The sequence below is a fragment of the Mesorhizobium robiniae genome (assembly GCF_040545535.1).
GTDB lineage: Bacteria > Pseudomonadota > Alphaproteobacteria > Rhizobiales > Rhizobiaceae > Mesorhizobium > Mesorhizobium robiniae.
Genome location: NZ_JBEPMC010000016.1, coordinates 104,707 through 128,727, shown reverse-complemented (window position 1 = coordinate 128,727; position 24,021 = coordinate 104,707). Strand labels below are relative to the sequence as shown.

The following is a 24,021-nucleotide window of genomic DNA, read 5'->3' as shown; positions in this document are numbered from 1 at the left end:
ATACCTACAAGTGGGGAACGCAGAACGGCGACACCGCGCTTGAAAGCTCCTCGGCACTGCAAGCCGTATTCCGCGAGCACAACACCAGCGACACCAGCGACACCGGGACCACCCCTCCTCCGACCACCCCGCCTTCGACCACCCCACCTCCGACCACCCCATCTCCGACCACACCGGCCCCAGCCGGGGATCTTCTCTATGGCACCAGCGGAGCCGATGTACTTAAGGCAACCGGTGCCCAGACAATGACCGGCCATGGCGGCGACGACGATTACTACGTCGACAATGCCGGCGACAAGATGGTCGAGTCCTCTGGCCAAGGTCAAGACAGGGTATGGACCTCTGTGAGCTACGCGCTCTCGGCGGGCTCGTCGATTGAAGTCCTTGGCACCACGAACGACGACGGCACCACGGCAATCAACCTGACCGGCAACGAGTTGGCCCAAACCATCCACGGCAATGCCGGCGCCAACGTCATCAAGGGCGGCGGTGGTGCCGATGAGTTGAGGGGCTTTGGCGGCGATGACGACTACTACGTCGACAACGCCGGCGACCAGGTGTTCGAGTCCTCTGGCCAAGGTCAAGACAGGGTATGGAGCTCCGTGAGCTACGCGCTCTCGGCCGGCTCGTCGATTGAAGTCCTTGGCACCACGAACGACGACGGCACCACGGCAATCAACCTGACCGGCAACGAGTTGGCCCAAACCATCCACGGCAATGCCGGCGCCAACGTCATCAAGGGCGGCGGTGGTGCCGATGAGTTGCGGGGCTTTGGCGGCAACGATGCCTTCGTTTTCAATACTGCTCTTGGAGCCGGCAATATCGACAAGGTCCTTGACTTCAACAGGCTCCAGGACAAGATCCACCTCGACGACGCCGTTTTTGCCGGGCTTAAATTGGGAGGCCTTTCATCCGACGCTTTCTTTGCCGGCAAGGCCGCGCATGATAGTTCCGACCATATCATCTACAACAGCTCGACCGGAGCGCTCTCCTTCGACAGCGACGGGATCGGCGGCGCAGCTCAAACAGAGTTCGCCACTCTCAATCCAGGTCTGTCGCTTACGGCTGGTGCATTCTTTGTGACCTGAAGGCGCTAGCGGAAACGAGATCGCGCCAGGGCAGCGGTCGCCAACAGAGACAGGTGGATAATGAAACCTGTCTTCTACTGGCGAGCGTGGATGCTCTGGCGCGAACCGCTGCGGCATCTGTGGGTGCCGAGAGATGCGCTTCGAAAGCCCTGCCCAAAGTGCGCGTCAGCAAATATCGGAATCGGCTTGCGCTACGCTTCGATTCTGGGGGCATGCGCAAAGATCAAAGTGCTGCGCTCCTAAACGACGCGCGGCGTTGCATTCTTTGCGACCTGCACCGCCGCCTGGGCGGCTGCCAGCCTGGCGATCGGCACGCGGTAGGGCGAGCACGACACATAGTCGAGGCCGACCTTCTCGCAGAAATGGATCGACGCCGGATCGCCGCCATGTTCGCCGCAAATGCCGAGCTTGATCTCCGGCCGCGTCGCCCTGCCCTTTTCCGCTGCCATCCGCACCAGTTCGCCGACGCCCTCAATGTCGAGCGACACAAACGGATCCTGCTCGATGATGCCCTTCTGACGATAGGTCTCCAGGAACGAGGCCGCATCGTCGCGTGAGATGCCGAAGGTGGTCTGGGTCAGATCGTTGGTGCCGAAAGAGAAGAACTCGGCCGCCTCGGCGATGACATGGGCGCGGATGGCCGCGCGCGGCAGTTCGATCATCGTGCCGGTAAGATAGGTGATCTTGACGCCCGTCTCCTCCATCACGCTCCTGGCGACGTCGTCGATGCGCGCCTTGACGAAGTCGAGTTCCTTGACCAGACCGACCAGCGGCACCATGATTTCCGGAACCACCAGCGCGCCGGCCTTCCTGCCGGCTTCGACCGCCGCCTCGAAAATGGCGCGCGCCTGCATTTCGGCGATTTCGGGATAGGAAACCGCAAGCCGGCAGCCGCGGTGGCCAAGCATCGGATTGAATTCGTGCAGTGCCTCGGTGCGCTGCCTGAGCTTGTCGGGCGACACGTTCATAGCGGCGGCGACTTCGGCCACCTCTTCCTCGGTCTTGGGCAGGAATTCGTGCAGCGGCGGATCGAGCAGGCGGATCGTTACCGGCAGGCCGGCCATGATCTCGAACAGTTCAAGGAAATCCGAGCGCTGCATGGGCAGGAGCTTTGCGAGCGCCGTCCGCCGGCCCTTTTCCGTATCGGCCAGGATCATCTCGCGCATGGCAACGATACGGTCGCCGTCGAAGAACATGTGCTCGGTGCGGCAAAGCCCGATGCCTTCGGCGCCGAAGGAACGCGCCATGCGCGCGTCGAGCGGCGTTTCGGCATTGGTGCGCACCTTCATGCGGCGCACGGCATCGGCCCATTCCATGATGGCGGCGAAATCGCCCGAGAGCTCCGGCTGCAGCATCGGCACGGCGCCTTTCAGCACCTGGCCGTTACCGCCGTCGATGGTGATGATATCGCCCTTGCGGAACGTCGAACCCATGGCCATCAGCGTACCGGCCTTGTAGTCGACGCGCAGCGAGCCCGCACCCGATACGCAAGGCTTGCCCATGCCGCGAGCCACCACCGCAGCGTGGCTGGTCATGCCGCCACGCGTCGTCAGGATGCCTTCGGCGGCATGCATGCCGTGAATGTCTTCGGGACTGGTCTCGATGCGCACGAGGATCGTCTTGCGGCCTTGCGTCTTGAGCTCCTCGGCGTCGTTTGAGGAAAAAACGATCTCGCCGGTGGCGGCACCCGGAGAGGCCGGCAGGCCGACGCCGATGACATCGCGCGCGGCCTTCGGATCGATGGTCGGATGCAGCAACTGATCGAGCGAGGCCGGATCGATGCGGGCGACCGCTTCCTCCTTCGAAATGAGCTTGTCCTTTGTCATCTCGACGGCGATCCTGAGCGCGGCCTTGGCGGTACGCTTACCGGACCTCGTCTGCAGCATCCACAATTTGCCGCGCTCGATGGTGAATTCGAGATCCTGCATATCGCGGTAATGCTTTTCCAGACGGTCTGAAATGGTGACGAAAGACTGGAAGGCTTCCGGCATCAGCTTCTGCAGCGACGGCTTGTCGGAGCCCGCTGCAATGCGAGCCGCCTCGGTGATGTTTTGCGGCGTGCGGATGCCGGCGACGACATCCTCGCCCTGCGCATTCACCAGGAACTCGCCGTAGAGCATCTTTTCCCCGGTCGACGGATTGCGGGTGAAGGCGACGCCGGTGGCCGAGGTCTCGCCCATATTGCCAAAGACCATGGCCTGGACATTGACCGCCGTGCCCCAGCTTTCGGGGATGTCATGCAGACGCCGATAGGTGATGGCGCGGTTGTTCATCCAGCTTGAAAATACTGCGCCGATCGCGCCCCATAGCTGCTCATGCGGGTCCTGCGGAAACGGCTTGCCGAGTTCTTCTTCGACCTTGGCCTTGTAGAGGGCGATTACGCCCTGCCATTCGATGGCGGACAGTTCGGTGTCGAGTTCATGGCCGAGCCCGCCTTTCTGGTCTTCGAGGATCTCCTCGAACACCTCATGGTCGAGGCCCATGACGACATCGGAATACATTTGGATGAAACGGCGGTAGCTGTCATAGGCAAAGCGCGCATCGCCTGAATCGGCGGCCAGCGCCTCGACCGTCTCGTCGTTGAGGCCGAGATTGAGCACGGTGTCCATCATGCCGGGCATTGAAGCGCGGGCACCGGAACGCACCGACACCAAAAGCAGTTTCGAGGGATCGCCGAAACGACGCCCGGTCAGCAGGCCGATATGATCGAGGGCGACCGCGACATCCGCCTCCAGCGAGGCGGGGTAGGTATGGCCGTTGGAGTAATAGGCGTTGCAGACCTCCGTGGTGATGGTGAAGCCCGGCGGCACCGGCAGGCCCAGGCTGCACATTTCGGCCAGATTGGCGCCCTTGCCGCCCAGAAGGTTCCTGTCGCCGGCACGGCCTTCCGCGGCGCCGTCGCCAAAGGTGTAGACCCATTTGGTCATGCTTGCTCTCCGGTTGCAGGAGATTGAAAAGATTGACGAAGCCGAAGTTTCGCCGTGTCCCAACCGAGCGATATGATGCTGCAGTGCGAAAGGCAAGGCGTCGGCAAAGCCAGCCGGCTTCTACAATCGATTAAGGGAAAGCGCCGCCGAAAAGACTTGCAATTGGGCCACTTTTGTAGTAGAACAAACAGCGAACAAAGGCGAGACCATGAGACTGACCGGAAAACTCGATTATGTGGAAATGGCGGCGACCGGTGGAACGCTGGACAGGGTGAAGGCTTTCTACAGCGCCGCCTTTTCCTGGTCGTTCACCGATTACGGGCCAACCTATTCGGCCTTTTCGGAAGGTCTTGACGGCGGCTTCCAGGCGGATGCCGGCGAAGCAACCGCCAAGCCGCTTCCCGTGCTCTATTCCGAGGATTTGGAAGAAACCCTGGTCGCCGTCGAAACTGCCGGCGGCACACTATCCTCAAGCCGATCTTTTCATTTCCTGGCGGCAGGCGGTTTCCATTTCGTCGACCCGGCCGGCAATGAGATGGCGGTTTGGAGCGAATAGACGCCATCGCCCAACAGCAAGGGATGATATGCGAACGCCTATCTGCGGGAACCGGTGGATCAGTTCCGCGCACTGGCTATCTCGGCATTGAGCTTTCCGCCGGCTCGTCCTATAAGGCCGCGCGCAGCGGGCATGTTCCTGTTGGGGCGTAGCCAAGTGGTAAGGCATCGGTTTTTGGTACCGACAATCCCAGGTTCGAATCCTGGCGCCCCAGCCATCACATGTCGGGTCCATTCTGGGCCAGCCATGTCTCCCGGCATTTTTCCGATATTCGGGAAAGTCGATGCCGGAATCCGCAGCTTATCGCCTGGAATCCTTCCGCTACGATCAAATCCGATCAACAGCCAAGGGTGCCATAAAGATGCTGACGGATGCACAAGCCCGCGAAGCAGTGGAGCAGTATCGCGACGAAGGCTATGCGGTCGTTCGACAATTCGTCGACGGCGACGAAATGATCCGGCTGAAAAAGGAAACCGACGCCGTCTACGCTGAAGGCCTGAAGCATCACGCCACTTTCCGGCATGGAAATCTCAGTTTCCAAATCCTGCCTGAATCGGATTTTGGCCAGCGTTACGTGCTGCAGGCCTACTGGTTTTCATGGATCAACAGCTATTTTGAAAAATTTCGACGCAATCCAGACTATCTGAAGCTGCTGGAGGGCCTGATCGGCCGCGATATCCGGCAGATCGCACAACAGCTGCACTGGAAGCCGCCCGGCGCCAACGTCACTGGCTATCGCTTTCATCAAGACCTGCGTTTCCGCAACCAGAGCGCTTTCGACAATGTCGCCGATGCCACTGTGACAACGGGCCTCGCGGTCGATCGGGCGACGCTCGACAATGGCTGCCTTCAGGTCGTGCCGGGCAGCCACAAACTGGGCTATCTCGGTCTGTCGGACGAGGGGACGGGTGAACTGATGAAGGGCCTGACGGCCGAGGAAGAACTGCGCAAGGTGGGCATCGATCCATCAACCATCGTTCCGCTGGTGCTGGAGCCAGGCGACCTCGCGATGTGGGGGCTGCTGACCGTGCACGGCTCGTCACCGAACAAGTCGCAGCACGATCGAGCATTTGCGCTGTCCAGCTATGTTCGCGCCGACTCGACACAGCGCGGCGAATGGGCGTTCAGGGATGGCATTTCCGTGCCGCTCGGCGAAACGCCGACGCTTTGCAAATACGAAAAGCTCTTCGAGGAACCGGGACCGATGTACGACACTACCACTTGGTGGAAATGACGCTGCTGCGTCACGCGAAAAAAGCAGATGGGATCCGGCTTTCGCGCTGGGTCCCCGTTTGCGTTGGCAATTGCGGCGCCGGCGTCCTACGCTGTGAAGTCGGCCGACAATTCGCGGATCAGGAAATCCACGAAGGTGCGAACCTTGGCGGCGATGTAGGTGCGGTGCGGGTAGAGAGCATAGATCGGACTGGAGCCCGGACGAAACTCATCGAGTTGTACCTCCAGCCGGCCGTCCCTGATCGCAGGGTCAACCAGAAGGCTCGGCAGGTTTCCGACGCCGAAGCCGGCGATCGTCATCTGGTAGGCAGCCTCCACGCTGTTGGTCGAGATGCGTCCGCCGACGGCCGCATCGAATGCGCCCTCCGGACCGACGAATGGCCATGTGCCGAGACGCTTGGCGAAATTGCTCAGCACACACGAATGGCTTGCCAGCTCGCCTGGATGTGTCGGCCGGCCATGGTTATCCCAGTAGTCTGGTGTGGCACAGACGTAGTTGCGCACTTCGCCAAGCCGCCGCGCAATCAGAGCAGAGTCCGCCTGCTCGCCAAAGCGTATGGCGACATCATATCCCTCCTCTACAATGCCGACCACATAGCGCGCAGTGAGGTCGAATTCGATTGTAGTGAGGGGGTTCTCGCGAAGGAATTTCGGCACCAGCTTGGTGATGCGCGTGTGGCCGAGAACGTTGGAGCAAGAGACCCGGATCAGTCCGCGCGTTTCCTTATGCAGGCCACGTGTGGAATCCTGCAACTCCGAAATGTCGTCCAGCAGGGTGCGAGCACGGGGCGCATAGTCGCGGCCTGCTTCCGTGAGGCTGAGGCGTCGGGTGGTGCGGTTGATGAGCCGGACACCGAGGTCGTCCTCCAGATCCTTGACCATCCGGCTGACAGCCGTCGTCGACATGTTGAGATCGCGCGCCGCCGCCGAAAGGCTACCCAGCAGGCAGACGCGATCGAAAACGCGCATCGCCGTCAGAAGATTCATTTCGCTTTCCTTTCGGCCGGTGAGCTGTCGCATCGGCGCCGACTTCCAGAAAACAGCGAGGGACGACGGCGCGACAAGAGCATTCCACCGACTTTGGACGCGAAATCAACAATGGGAGAAACGACATGACATCCAGGCCTCTTCACCCCGCGATTGGTACGTTTGCGCAAAGCGCTAAAAACGGCACGTTGGCTCGTCGCGAGTTCCTGGCGCTCGCCAGCGCCTTCGGAGCCAGCACCGCCGTTGCCTACGGCCTTATCGGCCAGCCGGTGCCGGCACGTGCCGAAGAGGAGGCCGAGCCAAGGAAGGGAGGCACGGTCCGTGTCGCCATGCAGGTCATGGAACTGGAAGACCCGCGCAGTTTCAAAGTCTCGCAGATGGGCAATATCGCCATGCAGTTTCTCGAGCCGCTGGTGCGCTGGAAGCCGGATTTCACCTTCGAGCCAATGCTGCTTCAAAGCTGGGAGATCAATGCAGACGCGAGCGAATACGTGCTCAAGGTGCGGCCTGATGTAAAATGGTCGAATGGCGACGATTTCACAGCCGAGGACGTGGCTTTCAATATTTCGCGCTGGTGCGAGAAGGACGCCATCGGCAACTCGATGGCTGGCCGCATGACCGCGCTGATCGATCCCGAGACGAAGGTGGCACGTGCGGGCGCCGTCGAAATCCGCGATGACCATACCGTGGTCTTGAAACTGTCCCGGCCGGACATCACCATCATCCCGGCGATGACCGATTATCCGGCTCTGATCGTTCACCGCGCGTTCGATCCAGGCAAGGCCGCCCTCTCGGCCAACCCCGTCTGCACCGGTCCGTTCGAACTCAAGAAGCTCGATGTCGGCGTTGCCGCCTCCGTTCGCAGGCGGCCTGAAGGCGCGTGGTGGGGCGGCGAGGTCTTCCTCGATGGCATCGACTGGATCGACTACGGCACCGATTCGGCTTCCACCGTCTCCGCTTTCGAATCCGGCGAAATCGATCTGAACGGCCAGACGCAGTCCTATGATGTCGGCATACTCGACGGGTTCGGCCTGAAGAAATCCGAGATCGCCACCGCAGCAACACTGGTCACGCGCTGCAACGTCAATGCCAAGCCCTATGACGACAAGCGTGTGCGCAATGCCATCCAACTCGCGGTCGACAACCAAGCGGTGTTGCAGCTGGGCGCGAACGGCATGGGCATGGTGGCGCAGAACGACCATGTCGGGCCGATGCACCCGGAACATGCCGACTTGCCGCCGATCAAGCACGACCCCGCCGGAGCGAAAGCACTGCTCAAGGAAGCCGGCCAGATCGACTTCGAGTTCGATCTGATCTCGGTCGAAGCCGATTATCGCAAGGAGAGCTCCGACGTCGTTGCCCAGCAAATGCGAGATGCCGGCTTCAAAGTTAAACGCACCGTCATTCCTGAATCGGCGTTCTGGAACGACTGGACGAAATATCCGTTCGCGACGACCAACTGGAACGCCCGTCCGCTGGGCATCCAGACCTATGCAATTGCCTACCAGAGCGGCGCCGCCTGGAATGAGACCGGCTTCGCCGATCCCGACTTCGATGCCAAGGTCCAGAAGGCCAATGCCATCGCCGACGCAGACCAGCGTCGTGCCCTGATGAAGGAATTGCAGATGATCCTGCAAGACTCGGGCATTATCATCCAACCCTACTGGCGAAAACTGTTCTGCCACATGAAACCCCACGTGATGGGCTATCAGATGCATCAAGCCTACGAGCAGGATTTCACTCGGGCCTGGCTTGCTGCCTGATTGAAGAAAGTAGCCGCGAACCAGGGCGGCGCGCTTCGGTGCGCCGCCCTTTCTTGAATCCGATCACAGCGTAGGCTGCCCTAGTCTAAAAACAGTAACCCGGTGAGGTCACTCGGGCATTGTGGCGTCCGCAACGGGCATAGCAAACATACGCGACCGCACCGCCCTCGCTGTGACGGGTCCAAATCGGCCTCGCGCTGCGGACAGGCGAAAGCGCCAAGCATTTGAGGCTTGGAAGCCGTAGACTCTGCATTCGTCATCGGTAAGCTCCAGGTTCAAGGCTGGAGGTTACATTTGTCTGAACGGAGTGAAACCCGTTTTGAAAGGCAACGACTTTCCCGAAAACCGGGAAAATTTAGATGCCGCGAACCAAGAGGATCGCCTTTAAGTCGGGCCCTCGAATCCACAGGCAGCGGAACTCAGGCCGCAATCATCTTGTCGTTGCTTCCGCAGCCCATTCCGACCGGTACCAGTCGACAAATTTCTTCAGCCCATCTTCGATCGAAACGCTCGGCTTGAAGCCGAAATCGCGCTCCAGCGCTGTCATGTCGGCATAGGTCCGCTCCACGTCGCTGCTCTGCATCGGTTCGCTTTGGCGGATCGCCTTTACACCGAGCAGTTTTTCCAAAGTGTCGATGAAATCTCCCAGCCGCACCGGCCGGTTGTTGCCGACATTGTAAACCCTGCTGGGCGGAACCTCGTCCATGGGCGGCTTGTCGAGCACCGCAACAACCGCCCTCACCACGTCGTCTACATAAGTGAAATCCCGCCACATCTCGCCATCGTTGAACACCCGGATCGGCTTACCCTCGAGCATCGCCTTGGTAAATATCCAATAGGCCATGTCCGGCCGGCCCCAGGGACCGTAGACGGTGAAAAATCGCAAGCCCGTCTGTGGTACGCCAAACAGATGGGCATAGGTGTGGCTCATCAACTCGTCGGTCTTCTTGGTAGCAGCGTAAAGCGAGACGGGCCTGTCGACCTGATCGGTCTCGCTGAACGGAACCTTGCGGTTGCCGCCATAGACTGAGCTCGACGAAGCATAGACCAGATGCTCGAATCCAGGCTGTGCGCGACAGAATTCGAGGACTTCGAGATGGCCCACGACATTGGAACGGACATAGAGCCTCGGATTATCGAGTGAATGGCGCACGCCCGCCTGCGCGGCGAGGTGGACAATCCTGACTATCCCTTGTCCGCCCAAAGCGGCGGCAAGAGCGCCCTGTTCGGCAATGTCGATCTGGCGGAATGAAAAAGCCTTGTGAGTCTGCAAGCGGGCGAGACGCCCCTTTTTGAGCGTCAGGTCGTAATAATCGTTCATATTGTCGACGCCGACGACCGCTTCGCCTCTGTTCAAGAGGTGATGGCAAACGTGGCTGCCGATGAATCCCGCGGCTCCAGTCACAAGTATAGGCAACAAGGTTCTCCACGCATATGCCAGCACATGATCGCGAAATCGAGATCGATTTCCGAAAGGATCATGCGGAAAGTCAAAATGCTACATCCGAATGAAGGGAACCGACCCTTTCAGTTCGTGCTATAGTCGAGCACCCCAATAGACGCTACCGATGGCGGTTGCGGTCGACGCGTCAGCTCGCCTCGCGCATTGCCTCGGCCGCCTGCAAGTCGACCGAGACGAGTTGGCTGACGCCCTGCTCGGCCATGGTAACCCCGAACAGCCGGTTCATGCGAGCCATGGTGATCGGGTTGTGCGTGATGATGACGAAGCGCGTCTCGGTGGTGGCGGCCATCTCGTCCATCAGATTGCAGAAACGCTCGACATTGTGATCATCGAGCGGCGCGTCGACCTCGTCGAGCACGCAGATCGGTGCGGGATTGGTCAGGAACACGGCGAAGATCAGCGACATCGCGGTCAAGGCCTGCTCGCCGCCGGAAAGCAGCGTCATGGTCTGCGGCTTCTTGCCGGGCGGGCGCGCAAGGATTTCGAGGCCGGCCTCGAGCGGATCGTCGGACTCGATCAGTTGCAGTTCCGCCGTGCCGCCACCGAACAGATGCGAAAACAGCCGCTGGAAATGGCCATTGACCACCTCGAAGGCAGCCAGCAGCCGTTCGCGGCCTTCGCGGTTCAGGCTCTGGATCGCCTGCCGCAGCTTGCGGATGGCCTCGATGATGTCCTCGCGTTCGGAAACGATGGTCTCCAGCCGATCGGATAGTTCCTTCTGTTCTTCCTCGGCGCGCAGATTGACGGCGCCCAGCCGTTCGCGCTCGATCTTCAGCCGGTCGAGCTGACGCTCGATCTCGGCCATCTCCGGCATCGGACTGTCTGCCTCCAGGCCGGTGTGGCGAATGACCAGATGCGGCGGCGTGTTCAGCGTCTCCTGGATGCGCGCCTCGACTTCCAGCCGCCGCTCGTCAGCAGCGGTCAGCCGCTCTTCGGCACGGACGCGTGTTTCGCGCGCTTCGGCCAGCGACTGGATCGCAGCGGTCGCGGCCTTGTCCAGTTCGGCCTGCCGGTTCTCCGCTTCCTGCAAGCGGTCGCCCGCCGCCTGCCGCAGGCTTTCGGCCTCGGCAAGCTGCGACAGCAAAGCGCGCCGTTTGGCATCGATCTCGTCGGGCGCGTCGGCCAGTCTCTCGCGCTCGGCCTCGGCCTCGGCCTTGCGTTCGCCGAGTGCGGCGATCTGCGTCGAGGCGTTTTCGGCGCGCGCCACCCAGTTGCTGCGTTCCGCGCCGATGGCGTCGAGGCGACGCATTCGCGCTTCGGCTTCCCGCCTCAATCCCTCATGGACGGCGCGTGCATCGGCAAGGGTGGCGCGGTCGCGAGCGACGTTGGCGGCCGACTGTTCGAGCTGCAACTGCAGATCACCAAGATCGGGAGCGCTTTGCAGCAGCATCTCCGCCTCGACGAAAGCCGCCGCCGTCTCTTCATGGCTGTCGACGATACGCGCACGCGCCTCGTCAAGTGCTGCGCGTCGGCTCGACAGCTCGCCGCCGGCCTTCTCGGCCTCGGCCAGCGCATTGCGGGCAGCGTCCAGTCCATGCTGGGCGTCGCGCCCTGCCTGACGGGCGTCGCGCTCGGCTTCGGTGGCCTTGGCAAGCGCCTGCTCGGCATGGGCAAGAGCCTCTTCTGCCTGGCGCAGGATACGGGTCGCTTGGACCGCCTCGGCGTCGAGCTCGGCCAGCCGGTTTTTCTGCGCCAGCCGCTGTGCGGCCGCGGTCGGCGCGTCGGCGCTGGCGGTGAACCCGTCCCAACGCCAGAGCGCCCCTTCGCGGCTGACCAGCCGCTGCCCGGGAGCAAGCAGCGCCTGCAGCCGCTTTCCGTCGCCGGCCTCGACGATGCCGATCTGCGCCAATCGGCGGGCCAGTTGCGCCGGCGCGCGCACCACACTGGCAAGGCTCATGATGCCTTCGGGCAGAGCGGCGTCGCCGGACTTAACCTCGCTCTGGCCCCAATGCACCGGCGCGCTGCGGTCGAGCGGCACGTCGAGATCTTCGCCGAGGGCCGCACCCAGCGCCGTCTCGTAGCCGCGCTCGACGCTGATCTGCTCCAGGACGGAGGGGAAGAGGTCGCCGCTCGCGGCATTCAGGATCTTGGCCAGCGTGCGGGCCTCGGTCTCGATCCGCGCCAGCTCGGCCTTTGCATCCTGAACCGGCGGGCGAGCAGCACTTTCCGCCGCGCGCGCCTCGGCGACAGCCTGTTCGGTGGCAATCGCGGCGGCTTCGGCCTCATCGAGCAGCCCCAGGGCCTGCTCGACCAGAAGCCGCTTCTCGGCGGGATCGGGCAGGCCGGCGACCTTGGAGGCGATGTCGGACAATTCCCGATCAACGTCGGCGAGCTGGCGGGCGAAACGGTCGCGGCGCTCAGCAGTGTCACGCAGCGTTCGTTCGATCTGGTTGCGCGAGGCGGCGGCCTCGGCCCGTTCAGCGGTCAGTGCGGCGAGCTTGGCTTCACTCGCGGCAAGGATCGACGCTGCTTGTTCGAATGCAGCGCGGGTGCTGGCCTCGCGCTCACCAGCACCGGCGTTTTCTGTATTGAGGGCGGCTTCTTCGGTGGCGAGACGCTCGAGGATATCCGCATTGTCGCGGACCATCCGCTCTTCGCGCTCGATGTCGCCGTCGAGCTGCTGGAGCCGGCGGTCGAGTTCCACCTGGCGGGCGCGGATGCGGCCCGCTTCCTCCTCGATCTGCGTCTTGGCGATCGACAGGCGCTGGAAGGCGGCAGCAGCGGCGGCTTCCGCGTCGCGCAGATCCGGCAGCCGATGGGCGCCGATCCCTTGCTCCCTGGCGGCAGCCATCTGGGCAGCAGCGCGGTCGCCAACCAGTGCCGTGGCAATTGCCAGCGCCGAGCGCGCCTCGGCTTCCTGGGTTTTGGCCAGTGTCCAGCGCAAATGCAGCAGCGTTGCTTCCGCCTTGCGGATATCAGCGGACAGGTTCTTGAACCGCGACGCCTGGCGGGCCTGCCGTTTCAGGCTTTCGATCTGGCTTTCCAGTTCGCCGACGACGTCGTCCAGCCGTTCCAGATTCTGTTCGGCCGCCTTCAGCCGCAGTTCGGCCTCGTGGCGGCGTGTATGCAGGCCCGAAATTCCGGCCGCCTCTTCCAGAAGCGCACGGCGCGCCTGTGGCTTTGCCTGGATCAGCTCGCCGATGCGGCCCTGTCCGACCATCGAAGGCGAGCGCGCGCCGGTCGACTGGTCGGCGAAAAGCAGCTGCACGTCCTTGGCGCGGGCTTCCTTGCCGTTGATGCGGTAGAGCGAACCCGCCTCGCGCTCGATGCGGCGCGAAACCTGCAACTCGTCCGCGTCGTTGAAGGCCGAGGGCGCAGTGCGGTCGCTGTTGTCGAGGAAAAGCGTGACTTCAGCGGTGTTACGGGCCGGACGCGTTCCCGACCCGGAAAAGATCACGTCGTCCATACCGGACGCGCGCATGTTCTTGTACGAGCTTTCGCCCATCACCCAGCGCAAAGCCTCGACAAGGTTCGATTTGCCGCAGCCGTTCGGTCCGACGATGCCGGTCAGGCCGCGTTCGATGACGAACTCACCGGGTTCGACGAAGGACTTGAAACCGAGCAGGCGAAGGCGCGAGAACTTCATTCGCGCCGCCCCATGGCCAAATCCCGCAAAAGTGTTCCGCGGTCTTGCGACAAGAATCCACGGCACGACAAAAAGTCGCGCACGCCGAAGCGCAGCCGCTTCGGCGCCGCCGAAACGTCAGAGCAGAGGGTCGATGATGGCCGATATTTCCTCAATCGACAGCGCCCCCTTGTAGGTCTTCCCGTTGATAAAGAAGGTCGGCGTCGAGTCGACCTTGAATTCATCGGCGCCGCGCTTCTGGACCGATCTCACATCGTCCAGAAGTTTCTGGTCCGTCAAGCAGGCCTCGAAGGACTCCTGTGTAAAACCGGCCATCTTGGAGATTTGCAGCAGAGCATCCTTGGTATTGGCAACGCCTGCCCAGTTCGCCTGCTGCCTGAACAGAACGTCCACCATTGGGAAATAATTGTCCTTGGAGCAGCGCGCCAGCATGAAGCCGGCTTCGGCGCTGGGGTCGAACGGAAATTCGCGCAGGATAAGGCGAGCCTTACCGGTGTCGATATATTTCGTCTTCAGCTCCGGGAGCGTGGTTTCGTGGAAATGCGCGCAGTGCGGGCAGGTCATCGAGGCATATTCGACGATGGTGACCTTGGCGTCGTCCTTGCCCAGTTGCTCGTCGGGCAATGCGCCGGGCTTCAGCAAGGCCGCCATGTCCACCGTGCCTTGGGCCTCGGGCGCCTTGACCGCGGCCGGAGTGGTCGGCTTCGCCGGATCGGCCGGCTTCATCGCGTCGGCAGGAGCCGCAGGCGTCGCATCCTGCGCCACGGCTTTCTCGCCCGAATCGCTGCAAGCGGCGAGCAGAGCCACCGCCGGAATGGCGGCCAGCGATGACAGCAGATTTCTGCGGGACAAAGGACGGGGCATACGAATCACCTGACAATGGTTGGATTTTGCAATGCAAAGGCTAGAAAAGGCGAGAGTTGGCGCGAATTAAGGCATAGCCATCCCCATTCCAATGGCCAAATCTTGGGTACGCGATCACGAAACCGCGAGATTATACTTTCTTTTGACCGAGAATGGTGGCGCCCAGGCGCTCCAGCGAAGCGCGAACGCCGTCATCCTCGATCATTCCGACGGCGCCTGACAGCTTCGCCTTCTCGGCCGCGGTCAGCGGCCGCAAGCTTGGTTTAGGCCGCCCTTGGTCCGCCGTCACCGGCTTTTGCACGATTCTGATGCGGCCGATAGCGTTGAAGCCGAGGAAGGCGTTGACCCTGTTGATGATCTCACCGGTCTCGTGCTGCAAATGGAGCGCGGCCACGCCTTCGCAGGCGATGACCAGCACCGCCGGCTCGAACGGATCGTCTTCATGCATGCGGCGCGGCCACTGGATCTTTTCAGGGCGCGACCGGCTGGCGAGCCGCGGCCCGGCAATCTCTTCCCATGACTGGACGAGGCCGATCGACATGCCGGCCCGCTTGCGCAACACCGGATCGAGGATCTCGGTTGCGAGATCGCTCACCGGAACGGGATTGCCGAAGGGCCTTTTCCCTGCCATGTGCGTTCTCCAGTCACGACCATCACCACATATCGGTTAGGCCAGTCCTCGATCAATGGCACTGCACGACCAGACCCGCAAGACCACATCCGGAGATACCAGCAAAGCTGGATCCGGAGACAGCGGCGAGATCGCGTCCCAGCTGCTCGGCTGGTACGATGCGCATCATCGAGATTTGCCGTGGCGCATTGCACCGCGCGAGCTGGCACGCGGCATACGGCCAGATCCCTACCGCGTCTGGCTATCCGAAGTCATGCTGCAGCAGACCACGGTCGAAGCGGTCAAATCCTATTTCCGGGCCTTTGTCCAGAAATGGCCTGATGTCGATGCACTGGCCGCTTCACCGACCGAGGATGTCATGAAGGCATGGGCCGGGCTCGGCTATTATTCCCGCGCGCGCAACCTCAAGGCCTGCGCCGATCTCGTCGCACGGCAAGGCGGCAGGTTTCCAGATACGCTAGCTGGCTTGAGAGAGCTGCCTGGCATCGGCGCCTACACGGCAGCGGCGATCGCAGCGATCGCCTTCGACCAGCCAGCCGCGGTCGTCGATGGCAATGTCGAGCGGGTCGTTTCCCGGCTGTTCTCGATTGCCACACCGCTGAGCGAAGCCAAGGGCGACATACGCGCCTATGTCGAGCGCATGGTTCCCGCGACCCGACCGGGCGATTTCGCCCAGGCGATGATGGATCTGGGCGCGACGATCTGCACGCCGCGCCGGCCGCGCTGTATGCTGTGCCCGCTGCGCGAGGATTGCAGCGCCACTGTTTCCGGCGATCCCGAACGCTTCCCTGTGCGCCTGCCGAAGGGCGAGAAACCATTGCGGCGTGGGGCTGCCTTCGTTGCCGTACGCGATGACGGCGCCGTCCTTTTGCGCAAACGCGCGGATAAAGGCCTGCTTGGCGGCATGACCGAGGTGCCGACGACCGACTGGACCGCACGGGTCGACGGCGCCACCACGGACGCAGCGGCACCCTTCCCTGGCAACTGGCGGCCAGCCGGGCGGATCGGCCATGTCTTCACCCATTTCGCGCTCGAACTCGAGGTCTTCAAAACGGTGACCGATGGCGCCGCCCCAGACGGGCATTTCTGGTCGCTGGTCCATGAAATTTCCGGGGAAGCGCTGCCCAGTGTCATGAAAAAGGTAATCGAAGCGGCGATACCGGGCGCGACGAAGAAGCCGCGCCCGCATTGAATCGCCTCACATTTGAATCGCATTGAACGAGGACAAGAATGACCGAGATCCGCCACATCGTTTTCGACATCGGCAGAGTGCTGATCCACTACGATCCGAACTTGCCCTTCAGCCGTCTCATTCCGGATGCCGAGGAGAGAAAGTGGTTCTTCGACAATGTCTGCACGCACGACTGGAACATCGAGCAGGATCGTGGACGGACCTGGGAAGAAGCCGAGACGCTGCTGATCGCCGAACATCCGGACCACGCCGAAAACATCCGCAGCTTCCGCCGCCTCTGGCACGAGATGGTGCCGCATGCCTATGAGGACAGCGTTGAGATCATGGAGAAGCTGATCGAGAGCGGCCACGACGTCACCATGCTGACCAATTTTGCCGCCGACACGCTTGCCGAAGCCCGGCAGCGCTTCGACTTTCTCAACCGTCCGCGCGGGGTGACCATTTCGGGCGAGATCGGCCTGATCAAACCGGATCGCGGCATCTACGACCATCACGTCGCCGCCTTCGGCCTCGAGCCAGCGGCCACGCTGTTCATCGACGACAGCCAGAAGAACGTCGACGGCGCCAGGGCGGCCGGCTGGCAGTCGGTGCTGTTCACCGACGCCAAGACGCTCGAGGCAGACCTCAAAGGGCTGGGGATCAGAGTGTGATTTGAATCACTTCGACAGGCCGATGATAACCCGCTTTAAGGTGGCAGATAGATAGGATCCGTTCGTCAGGCCCAAGCGCAATCGGGGTGAGTTACAGGCGACATAGCACGCAAGGCCCGAGGTATCGAAGATATCCCACTCTTTCGTCATGACGGGTTGTTGGTCATGAGCAGAATGTGTATATTTAGTCCAATTTATACACATCGAGTATAGCCATGCGAACCAACATCGAACTTGACGACAAACTGATCACGGAGGCCATGGCCGCCTCCGGTCTCAAGACGAAGAAAGCGACGATCGAGGCGGCTTTGCGCACTCTGATACGCCGGCACCGGCAAGATATGGCTATCGCCGCACTTGCTGGCGCCGGCTGGGACGGCGATCTTGAGACCATGCGGGAAGGTCGTTCGCCCGATCAGCGTCGATGATCGTTGTCGACAGTTCCGTCTGGATCGCCCATCTCCGCAATACGGACAGCGTCTCGGTAGGTAAGCTCAGGCATCTCGACGACACTCAGGAGATTCTGGTCGGAGACTTGATCCTGCTGGAGGTGTTACAAGGCGCGCGCAACGAACCGCATGCCCAACTGATCGAGCGGAACCTTCGACAGTTCGCTATTGTGCCGATGCTGGATCCGGGGACGGCAGTCGAAGCTGCCCGAAACTACCGCATGCTCCGGCAGCGGGGCATCACCATCCGCAAGACAATCGATATGATCATCGGCACATTCTGCATCCAAGGCGGACACGCGCTGCTGCATGATGACCGAGACTTCGATCCGATGGTTCAACACCTCGGTCTGCAACTCGCTTGACGACGATCCGACGACGGGGACTGGCGGAACGCTTCGCGGCACCTCTCGGTCAAGGAAGCGCAATCCTGCATCCTTCGGAAACCATGTGCAACGAAATCGCCATAGCGGTTATGTCAGGCCCCTGCCCGCTCCATGCCGAGACGGGCGATGCGGCGAAGCTCGTCGATCGGAGTCAGGCCGCCGCTGCGCTCATAATGCCAGAAGGTCCAGCCGTTGCAGGCGTCCAGTCCTTGCACTTCAGCGCCGATCTTGTGGATCGATCCGGCGCTGTCGCCGATCGCCACCGTGCCATCGGCGCGCACCCTGGCCGCCCAGCGTTTCTTGGCGTCATAGAGCGTGGCACCCGGCAGCATCAGCCCGGTGTCGATGAGGCTGACGAAGGCAACGCGCGGCTCGGCGCGCTTGCCGGTAAGCACGGTAAGATCAGCGCGGTCCAGCGGCCGGACTGCATCGATGCGCTCGTTGGCGGCGTCGATATAGGCCTGCTCGCGCTCGATGCCGACGAAATGGCGACCAAGACGCTTGGCCACCGCGCCGGTGGTGCCGGAGCCGAAGAAGGGATCGAGCACGATATCGCCGGGTTTCGTCGAAGCCATCATGATGCGGGCGAGCAGCGCTTCGGGCTTTTGGGTCGGATGCAGCTTGTCGCCATTTTCGTTTTTCAGGCGCTCGGCTCCGGTGCAGATCGGAAACAGCCAGTCGGAACGCATCTGGATGTCGTCGTTCGATGCCTTCAGCGCCTCGTAGTTGAAGGTGTAGCTCTTGCCCTTCTGGTCGCGCGAGGCCCAGATCATCGTTTCATGGGCGTTCTGGAAGCGGCGGCCGCGGAAATTCGGCATCGGATTGGTCTTGCGCCAGACGACGTCGTTGAGGATCCAAAATCCTAGATCCTGCATCTTGGCGCCGACCCTGAAAATGTTGTGGTAAGAGCCGATAACCCAAATGGTGCCGTTGGGCTTCAGCACGCGGCGCGCCGCCAGCAGCCAGGCGCGGGTGAAGGCGTCGTAGACCTCAAAACTGGCGAATTGGTCCCAGTCGTCGTCGACGGCATCGACCTTGGACTGGTCGGGCCGGTGCAGATCGCCGTCGAGCTGCAGATTGTAGGGCGGATCGGCAAAGATTACGTCGATGGATTTTTCGGGCAGCCGGTCAAGCGCCGCGACGCAATCACCCTTCAGGATCGTATCCAGCCATTCGGATTGTTGGGGAGCATGGGAAAGTTCGTCGAGAAGACGCACGGCAGACATTTGACACCCAAAGCACGCGTTACTGTTTACTCCCTGTTATGGTTACCGATCAGCGTAAATATTCGGTGAAGGCCTGGGGTGCGGACCCCAGGTAATTTGCGAAGACCGGGCTGTTGGTGTATGTCGCGCCGCCTGAGCGTCTCAGCCCTCCCCTCCCGCTTTCCGGATCGCCATGCCCCAGCCAGACCTTGTCATCTTCGATTGCGACGGCGTGCTCGTCGATTCCGAAATCATCGCCGCGCGCGTCGACGCCGAGCTGCTGACCTCAGCCGGATATGAAATATCGGCTGAGGAGATTTCCGAAACCTACGCCGGGCTGACCTTCAAGGACATCATGATGCGGGTAGAGGAGAAGTCCCGCATCCCGTTCCAGGCTTCACTGATCGACAGGGAGGAAGAATTGGTCGACCGCCGGCTGCGCAGCGACGTGCGAGCCATTGACGGCGTGCACGAGGCGGTCGCCGCGGTGACTGCGCCGCACTGCATCTGCTCGAATTCGCGCACCGGGCGGATCGAATTCATGTTGGAGAAGGTGCGTCTGCTGCCGTTTTTCACCGGGCGCATTTTTTCCTCGCTGGAAACGCCGAGCGGAAAATCGAAGCCGGCGCCCGACGTGTTTCTCTTTGCTGCGGAAAAGCTCAAGGCCGACCCGGCGAACACCTTCGTCATCGAGGATTCCGTGCACGGCGTCACCGGCGCCAGAACAGCCGGCATGCGCGTGATCGGCTTCACCGGAGCGGCGCACAGCTATCCCGGCCATGCGGATGCGCTGACCGAGGCCGGCGCCGAAACGGTGATCCGTCGCTGGGCGGAACTGAAAAGCGTGATCGCCGCCCTGTCCGAATGGTCGGATGCGTGATGCAGACGCTTCAGGCTGGAAATGGCTTCACGCCGCCGCTATTCGGCCGCGGCAATCTTCTTCCTGTCGGTCTTCTTCGCCGGGCCTTCGTCATAGCCGGCGAACGCCTGATAGTTCTGCGCAGTGGGCTCGGGAACGACGACGTTCGAATCGGTGAAGACGAACTGGGTTGCACTTGAGGGATTGGTAACCTGGACCTGATGTTGGTGAAGCTGCGAGTAAAGGACCTCGGTGCCATGCATCACGGCGACACGGATCGGCATTGTAATCGTGCCCGGGCTGAACATCGGTCCCGGAACGACCTTGCCGGCGACCGCGATCTTCATCGACAAAGAACCGTTGGCGCGGCTGCAGTCGCGGGTCACGTCGGTGATCGAGGCCTGGTAGATGATCTTCGCGGAATCATCCTGCTGCTCGCTGCCCGCGTCGAGCGCGGCGGCTTCGGCATCCTGAGCGGCGGCTTTTTTCTTGGGCTTCTGACTGCCCTTGGCATAGGTGTTGAAGAAAGCGGTGCCGTCGCGCAGCGTCACTTTCGGACAATAGGCCTGCAATTGGCTGGCAAGAACCTTCGGGTCCGGAGGTGGAGGCGGTGTCGTGTCCTTCTTTCCGAAGCCGAGCATGCCGTTGCCGCCTGATTGGCAGCCGGCGGCGGTAAGCATAAAGCCGGTGAGCGCCAGACCCGCAACAAGACGAACGTTGAATGAATGAAACGCCATCAACTGCACTTCCCTCTCGCAAAGCGGGTGACGTATATCAACCGCGCGGCAAAAATGCGACTGAGCAAGTGCCGAAATTAACCACTTTGCCGCGGATGAAGCCGCCCGGCAGCAATGGAAATGTGACGATGCGATATGTGAGTACCCGCGGCGAAGCGCCCATGCTTGGATTTTCCGACGCGGTGCTGACAGGTCTGGCGCGTGATGGCGGCCTTTATCTGCCTGACACGTGGCCGCAGTTTTCGACGGCAGAGATCCGCGCCATGCGCGGCCTTGCCTATCCTGACCTAGTCATCCGCGTGCTGTCGCCGTTTCTCGGCGATGAGATCGCGATGCCGGTGTTCGAGCGCTTGGTGCGCGAAGCCTATGCGACCTTCCGCCACGAGGCGGTCTGCCCGCTGGTGCAGACCGGCTCGAACATCTTCGTTCTGGAACTCTTCCATGGGCCGACACTTGCCTTCAAGGACGTCGCCATGCAGCTTCTCGCCCGGCTGATGGACCATGTGCTTGCCGAACGCGACCAGCGCGCCACCATTGTCGGCGCTACATCAGGCGATACTGGCGGGGCTGCCATCGACGCTTTCGCCGGGCGCAATCGCACCGACATCTTCGTCCTGTTCCCGCATGGCAAGGTCTCGCCGGTGCAGCAGCGGCAGATGACGACATCCACCGCCGCAAACGTCCATGCACTGGCGGTCGAAGGCAATTTCGACGATTGCCAAAGCCTGGTGAAGGACATGTTCAATGATCACGGTTTTCGCGACCGGGTGTCGCTGTCCGGCGTCAATTCGATCAATTGGGCCCGCATCATGGCCCAGATCGTCTATTATTTCTCATCGGCGCTGTCGCTCGGCGCGCCCGACCGGCCGGTTTCCTTCACGGTGCCGACCGGCAATTTCGGCGACATCTTCGCTGGTTACGCCGCCAAGAAGATGGGGCTGCCGATCGAGCGTCTGATCATCGCGACTAATGACAACGACATTCTGGCGCGCACGCTGTCGAGCGGCGAATACCGCACGAAAGGGGTCTTTTCGACCACCTCGCCGTCGATGGACATCCAGGTCTCGTCGAATTTCGAGCGCTTGCTGTTCGAGGCGGCAGGCCGCGATGCCTCGGCCGTGCGGCGCTATATGAGTGGCCTCAAGCAATCCGGCGCCTTTGCCATCGAAGCGGGCGAGATCGCCAGGATCCGCTCCGAATTCGATGCCGGCCGCTCGACGATGGACGAAGTCGCCGCCACGATCCGCTCGACGCTCGCAGCCAGCGGCTATCTGCTCGACCCGCACACGGCCGCGGCCATGCATGTTGCAGCTGCCAAGGCCACCAATGCAGTGCCCATGGTGGTGCTGGGCACCGCCCATCCGGCGAAGTTTCCGGCCGCCGTCGAAGCCGCCAGCGGCGTCTCGCCTGCCCTGCCCGCATGGCTAGGAGGGTTGATGACGTCAGAGGAAAAATACACGGTACTTCCATCCGACCTGAAAATGGTGGAAGATTATGTTAGCCGTCACACGCGGGCGGCAAGTTAGGGAGTATTTGCTATATGGGTGTTGAGGTAAGCCGTCTGTCGAACGGCCTGACAGTCGCCACCGAAACCCTTCCAAGCCTCGAATCCGTCGCTCTTGGCGCCTGGGTCAAATCAGGCGCCCGCAACGAGCGTATCGAAGAGCACGGAATGGCCCACCTGCTTGAACATATGGCGTTCAAGGGAACCAGAAGGCGCAGCGCCTTCGAGATTGCCTCGGAAATCGAGGATGTCGGTGGCGAGATCAATGCCGCTACCAGTGTCGAGACCACCTCCTACTATGCCAGGGTGCTGAGCGACGACGTGCCCCTGGCCGTCGATATCCTCTCCGACATCCTGCAGGAATCCGAGTTCGACCCGCAAGAGCTGGAGCGCGAGCAGCATGTGATCCTGCAGGAGATCGGCGCCGCGCACGATACGCCCGACGATATCGTCTTCGACCGTTTCACCGAGACGGCTTTCCGCCACCAGACGATCGGACGCTCCATCCTCGGCACGCCTGAGACCGTCAAATCGTTCACCTCGAAGCAATTGCACAAATTCATCGAACGGCAATATGGCGCCGAGCGCATGGTGGTCGTCGCCGCAGGCGACATCAAGCACGACAATTTCGTGCGCGAGGTCGAGAAGCATCTCGGCGGTTTCCGCAGCAAGTCCGACAACACGATGCCGGAATATGCGCAATATGTCGGCGGCGATTTCCGCGAGGACCGCGACCTGATGGACGCGCAGATCGTGCTGGGGTTCGAGGGCCGCGCCTATCATGTGCGTGACTTCTACGCCTCGCAGGTCCTTTCGATGATCCTTGGCGGCGGCATGTCGTCGCGTCTTTTCCAGGAGGTCCGCGAAAAGCGCGGGCTGTGCTATTCGGTCTATGCCTTCCACTGGGGTTTTTCCGACACCGGCATATTCGGCGTCCATGCCGCGACCGGACAGAGCGACATCGCCGAATTGGTGCCGGTGGTCATCGACGAGTTGCAGAAGGCCGGCGAAAACATACTGCAGGAAGAACTCGACCGGGCGCGCGCCCAGTACCGCGCAGGCCTGATCATGTCCGCCGAAAGCCCGGCCAGCCGCGCTTCGCAGATCGCCCGGCAAATGCTTCTGTTCGGCCGGCCGATCGCCAAGGAAGAGCTGATGGAACGGCTGGCGGCGCTGACGGTCGAGCGGCTGACGGACCTGTCGTCACGACTGTTTTCGACCAAGCCGACGCTAACCGCCGTCGGACCAGTGGGCACACTCGCTCCCTATGAGGCGATCCTCGACTCGCTTTCGGGCACCCAGACCACGGCCCGAAAGCTCGCCGGCTAAGCCCATCAAAGCGCCATGTTCGCGCTCCCTTTCTTTCGCCGCGACCTGCCGGCACTGAAGGGCGACCGGGTCACGCTGCGCGTGCCGCTGACCAACGACTATCGCGAATGGTCGGTGCTGCGCGGAGAGAGCCGCGCCTTCCTGGAGCCGTGGGAGCCGCGATGGAACCCCGACGAGCTCGACCGCACGGCCTGGCGGCATCGCCTCAGCCGCTACCGCGAAGATTACGCGCAGGGAACGGCCATAGCCTTCTTCATCTTCGAGAAGAACAGCGGCAAGCTTGTCGGCGGAATCACCCTCGGCAATATTCGCCACGGCGTCGCGCAAAGCGGCCACATCGGCTACTGGATCGGCGAGCGCTACAGCGGCCGTGGTCTGATGACCGACGCGGTCAAGTTGGTGACGCGTTTCGCCTTCGATACGCTGAGGTTGCACCGGATCGAAGCTGCCTGTATTCCCGACAACGCCCGGTCGATCCGCGTGCTTGAAAAAGCCGGATTCCGGCGCGAAGGACTTCTGCGATCCTATCTCAGGATCAACGGCATGTGGCAGGACCATTACCTCTACGCCCGGATCGAGGACGATCCGCCGGGCGCGGGAACGAAGGACTGAT

At 61.8% G+C, this 24,021-nt stretch carries 18 protein-coding genes, 1 tRNA gene and 2 pseudogenes; 13 read left to right on the top strand and 8 right to left on the bottom strand.

The annotated features are described in order from the left end of the window. A pseudogene (locus ABID19_RS31230) lies at nt 1–1,088 on the top strand (calcium-binding protein); the annotation flags it as partial. Between the two features lie 239 nt (nt 1,089–1,327). Here ABID19_RS31230 and ppdK read toward each other — a convergent pair. Continuing rightward, complete coding sequence (ppdK, locus tag ABID19_RS31225; RefSeq protein WP_354494464.1) at nt 1,328–4,015, bottom strand: pyruvate, phosphate dikinase; 2,688 nt, start codon at nt 4,013–4,015, stop codon at nt 1,328–1,330. Nucleotides 4,016–4,223: 208 nt separating this feature from the next. On the opposite strand from ppdK, the pseudogene ABID19_RS31220 reads away from it, so the two are divergent. The 3 genes and pseudogenes from ABID19_RS31220 to ABID19_RS31210 all read left to right on the top strand — a co-directional run bounded on the left by ABID19_RS31220 (nt 4,224) and on the right by ABID19_RS31210 (nt 5,805). After that, nucleotides 4,224–4,571 (top strand): annotated as a pseudogene (locus ABID19_RS31220) (VOC family protein). A gap of 142 nt (nt 4,572–4,713) precedes the next feature. Continuing rightward, a tRNA-Gln gene (locus ABID19_RS31215) sits at nt 4,714–4,788 on the top strand. A 66-nt stretch (nt 4,789–4,854) separates the two neighbouring features. Next, entirely contained in the window at nt 4,855–5,805 is a 951-nt protein-coding gene (locus ABID19_RS31210; RefSeq protein WP_354494462.1) for a phytanoyl-CoA dioxygenase family protein, read from the top strand. Between the two features lie 86 nt (nt 5,806–5,891). On the opposite strand, the gene ABID19_RS31205 is transcribed toward ABID19_RS31210, so the two are convergent. Further along, nucleotides 5,892–6,791 carry a LysR family transcriptional regulator gene (locus ABID19_RS31205; protein ID WP_354494460.1) on the bottom strand — a complete coding sequence of 300 codons (900 nt, stop codon included), beginning with the start codon at nt 6,789–6,791 and terminating at the stop codon, nt 5,892–5,894. A 125-nt stretch (nt 6,792–6,916) separates the two neighbouring features. On the opposite strand from ABID19_RS31205, the gene ABID19_RS31200 reads away from it, so the two are divergent. Next, the gene (locus tag ABID19_RS31200) at nt 6,917–8,554 is read left to right on the top strand and encodes an ABC transporter substrate-binding protein (RefSeq protein WP_354494458.1); all 1,638 of its coding nucleotides are present in this window, start codon (nt 6,917–6,919) and stop codon (nt 8,552–8,554) included. A gap of 430 nt (nt 8,555–8,984) precedes the next feature. On the opposite strand, the gene ABID19_RS31195 is transcribed toward ABID19_RS31200, so the two are convergent. From ABID19_RS31195 to ABID19_RS31180, 4 genes are all read right to left on the bottom strand, one after another. Then, nucleotides 8,985–9,971 carry an NAD-dependent epimerase/dehydratase family protein gene (locus ABID19_RS31195; protein ID WP_354494456.1) on the bottom strand — a complete coding sequence of 329 codons (987 nt, stop codon included), beginning with the start codon at nt 9,969–9,971 and terminating at the stop codon, nt 8,985–8,987. A gap of 172 nt (nt 9,972–10,143) precedes the next feature. Further along, nucleotides 10,144–13,602, bottom strand: a complete 3,459-nt coding sequence (gene smc, locus ABID19_RS31190; protein ID WP_354494454.1) for a chromosome segregation protein SMC — start codon at nt 13,600–13,602, stop codon at nt 10,144–10,146. A 117-nt stretch (nt 13,603–13,719) separates the two neighbouring features. Continuing rightward, nucleotides 13,720–14,466, bottom strand: a complete 747-nt coding sequence (locus tag ABID19_RS31185) for a DsbA family protein (RefSeq protein WP_354494452.1) — start codon at nt 14,464–14,466, stop codon at nt 13,720–13,722. A gap of 130 nt (nt 14,467–14,596) precedes the next feature. After that, on the bottom strand, nt 14,597–15,097 hold the full coding sequence (locus tag ABID19_RS31180; RefSeq protein WP_354494450.1) for a DUF721 domain-containing protein: 501 nt from the start codon (nt 15,095–15,097) through the stop codon (nt 14,597–14,599). A gap of 55 nt (nt 15,098–15,152) precedes the next feature. On the opposite strand from ABID19_RS31180, the gene mutY reads away from it, so the two are divergent. From mutY to vapC, 4 genes are all read left to right on the top strand, one after another. Then, nucleotides 15,153–16,289 (top strand): A/G-specific adenine glycosylase, encoded by a 1,137-nt coding sequence (gene mutY, locus ABID19_RS31175; RefSeq protein ID WP_354494448.1) that lies wholly within the window; start codon nt 15,153–15,155, stop codon nt 16,287–16,289. 38 nt (nt 16,290–16,327) lie between these two features. Next, complete coding sequence (locus tag ABID19_RS31170; protein WP_354494447.1) at nt 16,328–16,939, top strand: HAD family hydrolase; 612 nt, start codon at nt 16,328–16,330, stop codon at nt 16,937–16,939. Nucleotides 16,940–17,154: 215 nt separating this feature from the next. Beyond that, the gene (locus ABID19_RS31165) at nt 17,155–17,367 is read left to right on the top strand and encodes a type II toxin-antitoxin system VapB family antitoxin (RefSeq protein WP_354494445.1); all 213 of its coding nucleotides are present in this window, start codon (nt 17,155–17,157) and stop codon (nt 17,365–17,367) included. Continuing rightward, nucleotides 17,364–17,753, top strand: coding sequence for a type II toxin-antitoxin system VapC family toxin (gene vapC / locus ABID19_RS31160; protein WP_354494443.1), 390 nt, complete (start codon nt 17,364–17,366; stop codon nt 17,751–17,753). Before ABID19_RS31165 ends, vapC begins: the two co-directional genes overlap by 4 nt. A gap of 113 nt (nt 17,754–17,866) precedes the next feature. On the opposite strand, the gene ABID19_RS31155 is transcribed toward vapC, so the two are convergent. Beyond that, complete coding sequence (locus ABID19_RS31155) at nt 17,867–19,000, bottom strand: site-specific DNA-methyltransferase (protein WP_354494442.1); 1,134 nt, start codon at nt 18,998–19,000, stop codon at nt 17,867–17,869. A gap of 172 nt (nt 19,001–19,172) precedes the next feature. On the opposite strand from ABID19_RS31155, the gene ABID19_RS31150 reads away from it, so the two are divergent. Beyond that, nucleotides 19,173–19,859 carry an HAD family hydrolase gene (locus ABID19_RS31150; RefSeq protein WP_354494440.1) on the top strand — a complete coding sequence of 229 codons (687 nt, stop codon included), beginning with the start codon at nt 19,173–19,175 and terminating at the stop codon, nt 19,857–19,859. A 38-nt stretch (nt 19,860–19,897) separates the two neighbouring features. Here ABID19_RS31150 and ABID19_RS31145 read toward each other — a convergent pair whose 3' ends face one another. Further along, a complete protein-coding gene (locus ABID19_RS31145; RefSeq protein ID WP_354494439.1) occupies nt 19,898–20,575 on the bottom strand; it encodes a hypothetical protein in 678 nt (225 codons plus the stop codon). Between the two features lie 128 nt (nt 20,576–20,703). Here ABID19_RS31145 and thrC point away from each other — a divergent pair, with 128 nt between their 5' ends. Genes thrC through ABID19_RS31130 form a run of 3 tightly spaced genes read left to right on the top strand, consistent with a single transcriptional unit; the run spans nt 20,704 to nt 24,020 of the window. After that, nucleotides 20,704–22,101, top strand: a complete 1,398-nt coding sequence (thrC, locus tag ABID19_RS31140; protein ID WP_354494437.1) for a threonine synthase — start codon at nt 20,704–20,706, stop codon at nt 22,099–22,101. Between the two features lie 14 nt (nt 22,102–22,115). Next, entirely contained in the window at nt 22,116–23,408 is a 1,293-nt protein-coding gene (locus tag ABID19_RS31135; protein WP_354494435.1) for a M16 family metallopeptidase, read from the top strand. 15 nt (nt 23,409–23,423) lie between these two features. Then, nucleotides 23,424–24,020 carry a GNAT family N-acetyltransferase gene (locus tag ABID19_RS31130; RefSeq protein WP_352938616.1) on the top strand — a complete coding sequence of 199 codons (597 nt, stop codon included), beginning with the start codon at nt 23,424–23,426 and terminating at the stop codon, nt 24,018–24,020. The last annotated feature ends 1 nt before the right edge of the window (nt 24,021 follow it).

Coding starts and splice junctions, on each gene's coding strand:
- ppdK (WP_354494464.1), bottom strand. CDS start 4,015: ATGACCAAATGGGTCTACACCTTTGGCGACGGCGCCGCGGAAGGCCGT.
- ABID19_RS31210 (WP_354494462.1), top strand. CDS start 4,855: ATGCCGGAATCCGCAGCTTATCGCCTGGAATCCTTCCGCTACGATCAA.
- ABID19_RS31205 (WP_354494460.1), bottom strand. CDS start 6,791: ATGAATCTTCTGACGGCGATGCGCGTTTTCGATCGCGTCTGCCTGCTG.
- ABID19_RS31200 (WP_354494458.1), top strand. CDS start 6,917: ATGACATCCAGGCCTCTTCACCCCGCGATTGGTACGTTTGCGCAAAGC.
- smc (WP_354494454.1), bottom strand. CDS start 13,602: ATGAAGTTCTCGCGCCTTCGCCTGCTCGGTTTCAAGTCCTTCGTCGAA.
- ABID19_RS31185 (WP_354494452.1), bottom strand. CDS start 14,466: ATGCCCCGTCCTTTGTCCCGCAGAAATCTGCTGTCATCGCTGGCCGCC.
- ABID19_RS31180 (WP_354494450.1), bottom strand. CDS start 15,097: ATGGCAGGGAAAAGGCCCTTCGGCAATCCCGTTCCGGTGAGCGATCTC.
- mutY (WP_354494448.1), top strand. CDS start 15,153: ATGGCACTGCACGACCAGACCCGCAAGACCACATCCGGAGATACCAGC.
- ABID19_RS31170 (WP_354494447.1), top strand. CDS start 16,328: ATGACCGAGATCCGCCACATCGTTTTCGACATCGGCAGAGTGCTGATC.
- ABID19_RS31165 (WP_354494445.1), top strand. CDS start 17,155: ATGCGAACCAACATCGAACTTGACGACAAACTGATCACGGAGGCCATG.
- vapC (WP_354494443.1), top strand. CDS start 17,364: ATGATCGTTGTCGACAGTTCCGTCTGGATCGCCCATCTCCGCAATACG.
- ABID19_RS31155 (WP_354494442.1), bottom strand. CDS start 19,000: ATGTCTGCCGTGCGTCTTCTCGACGAACTTTCCCATGCTCCCCAACAA.
- ABID19_RS31150 (WP_354494440.1), top strand. CDS start 19,173: ATGCCCCAGCCAGACCTTGTCATCTTCGATTGCGACGGCGTGCTCGTC.
- ABID19_RS31145 (WP_354494439.1), bottom strand. CDS start 20,575: ATGGCGTTTCATTCATTCAACGTTCGTCTTGTTGCGGGTCTGGCGCTC.
- thrC (WP_354494437.1), top strand. CDS start 20,704: ATGCGATATGTGAGTACCCGCGGCGAAGCGCCCATGCTTGGATTTTCC.
- ABID19_RS31135 (WP_354494435.1), top strand. CDS start 22,116: ATGGGTGTTGAGGTAAGCCGTCTGTCGAACGGCCTGACAGTCGCCACC.
- ABID19_RS31130 (WP_352938616.1), top strand. CDS start 23,424: ATGTTCGCGCTCCCTTTCTTTCGCCGCGACCTGCCGGCACTGAAGGGC.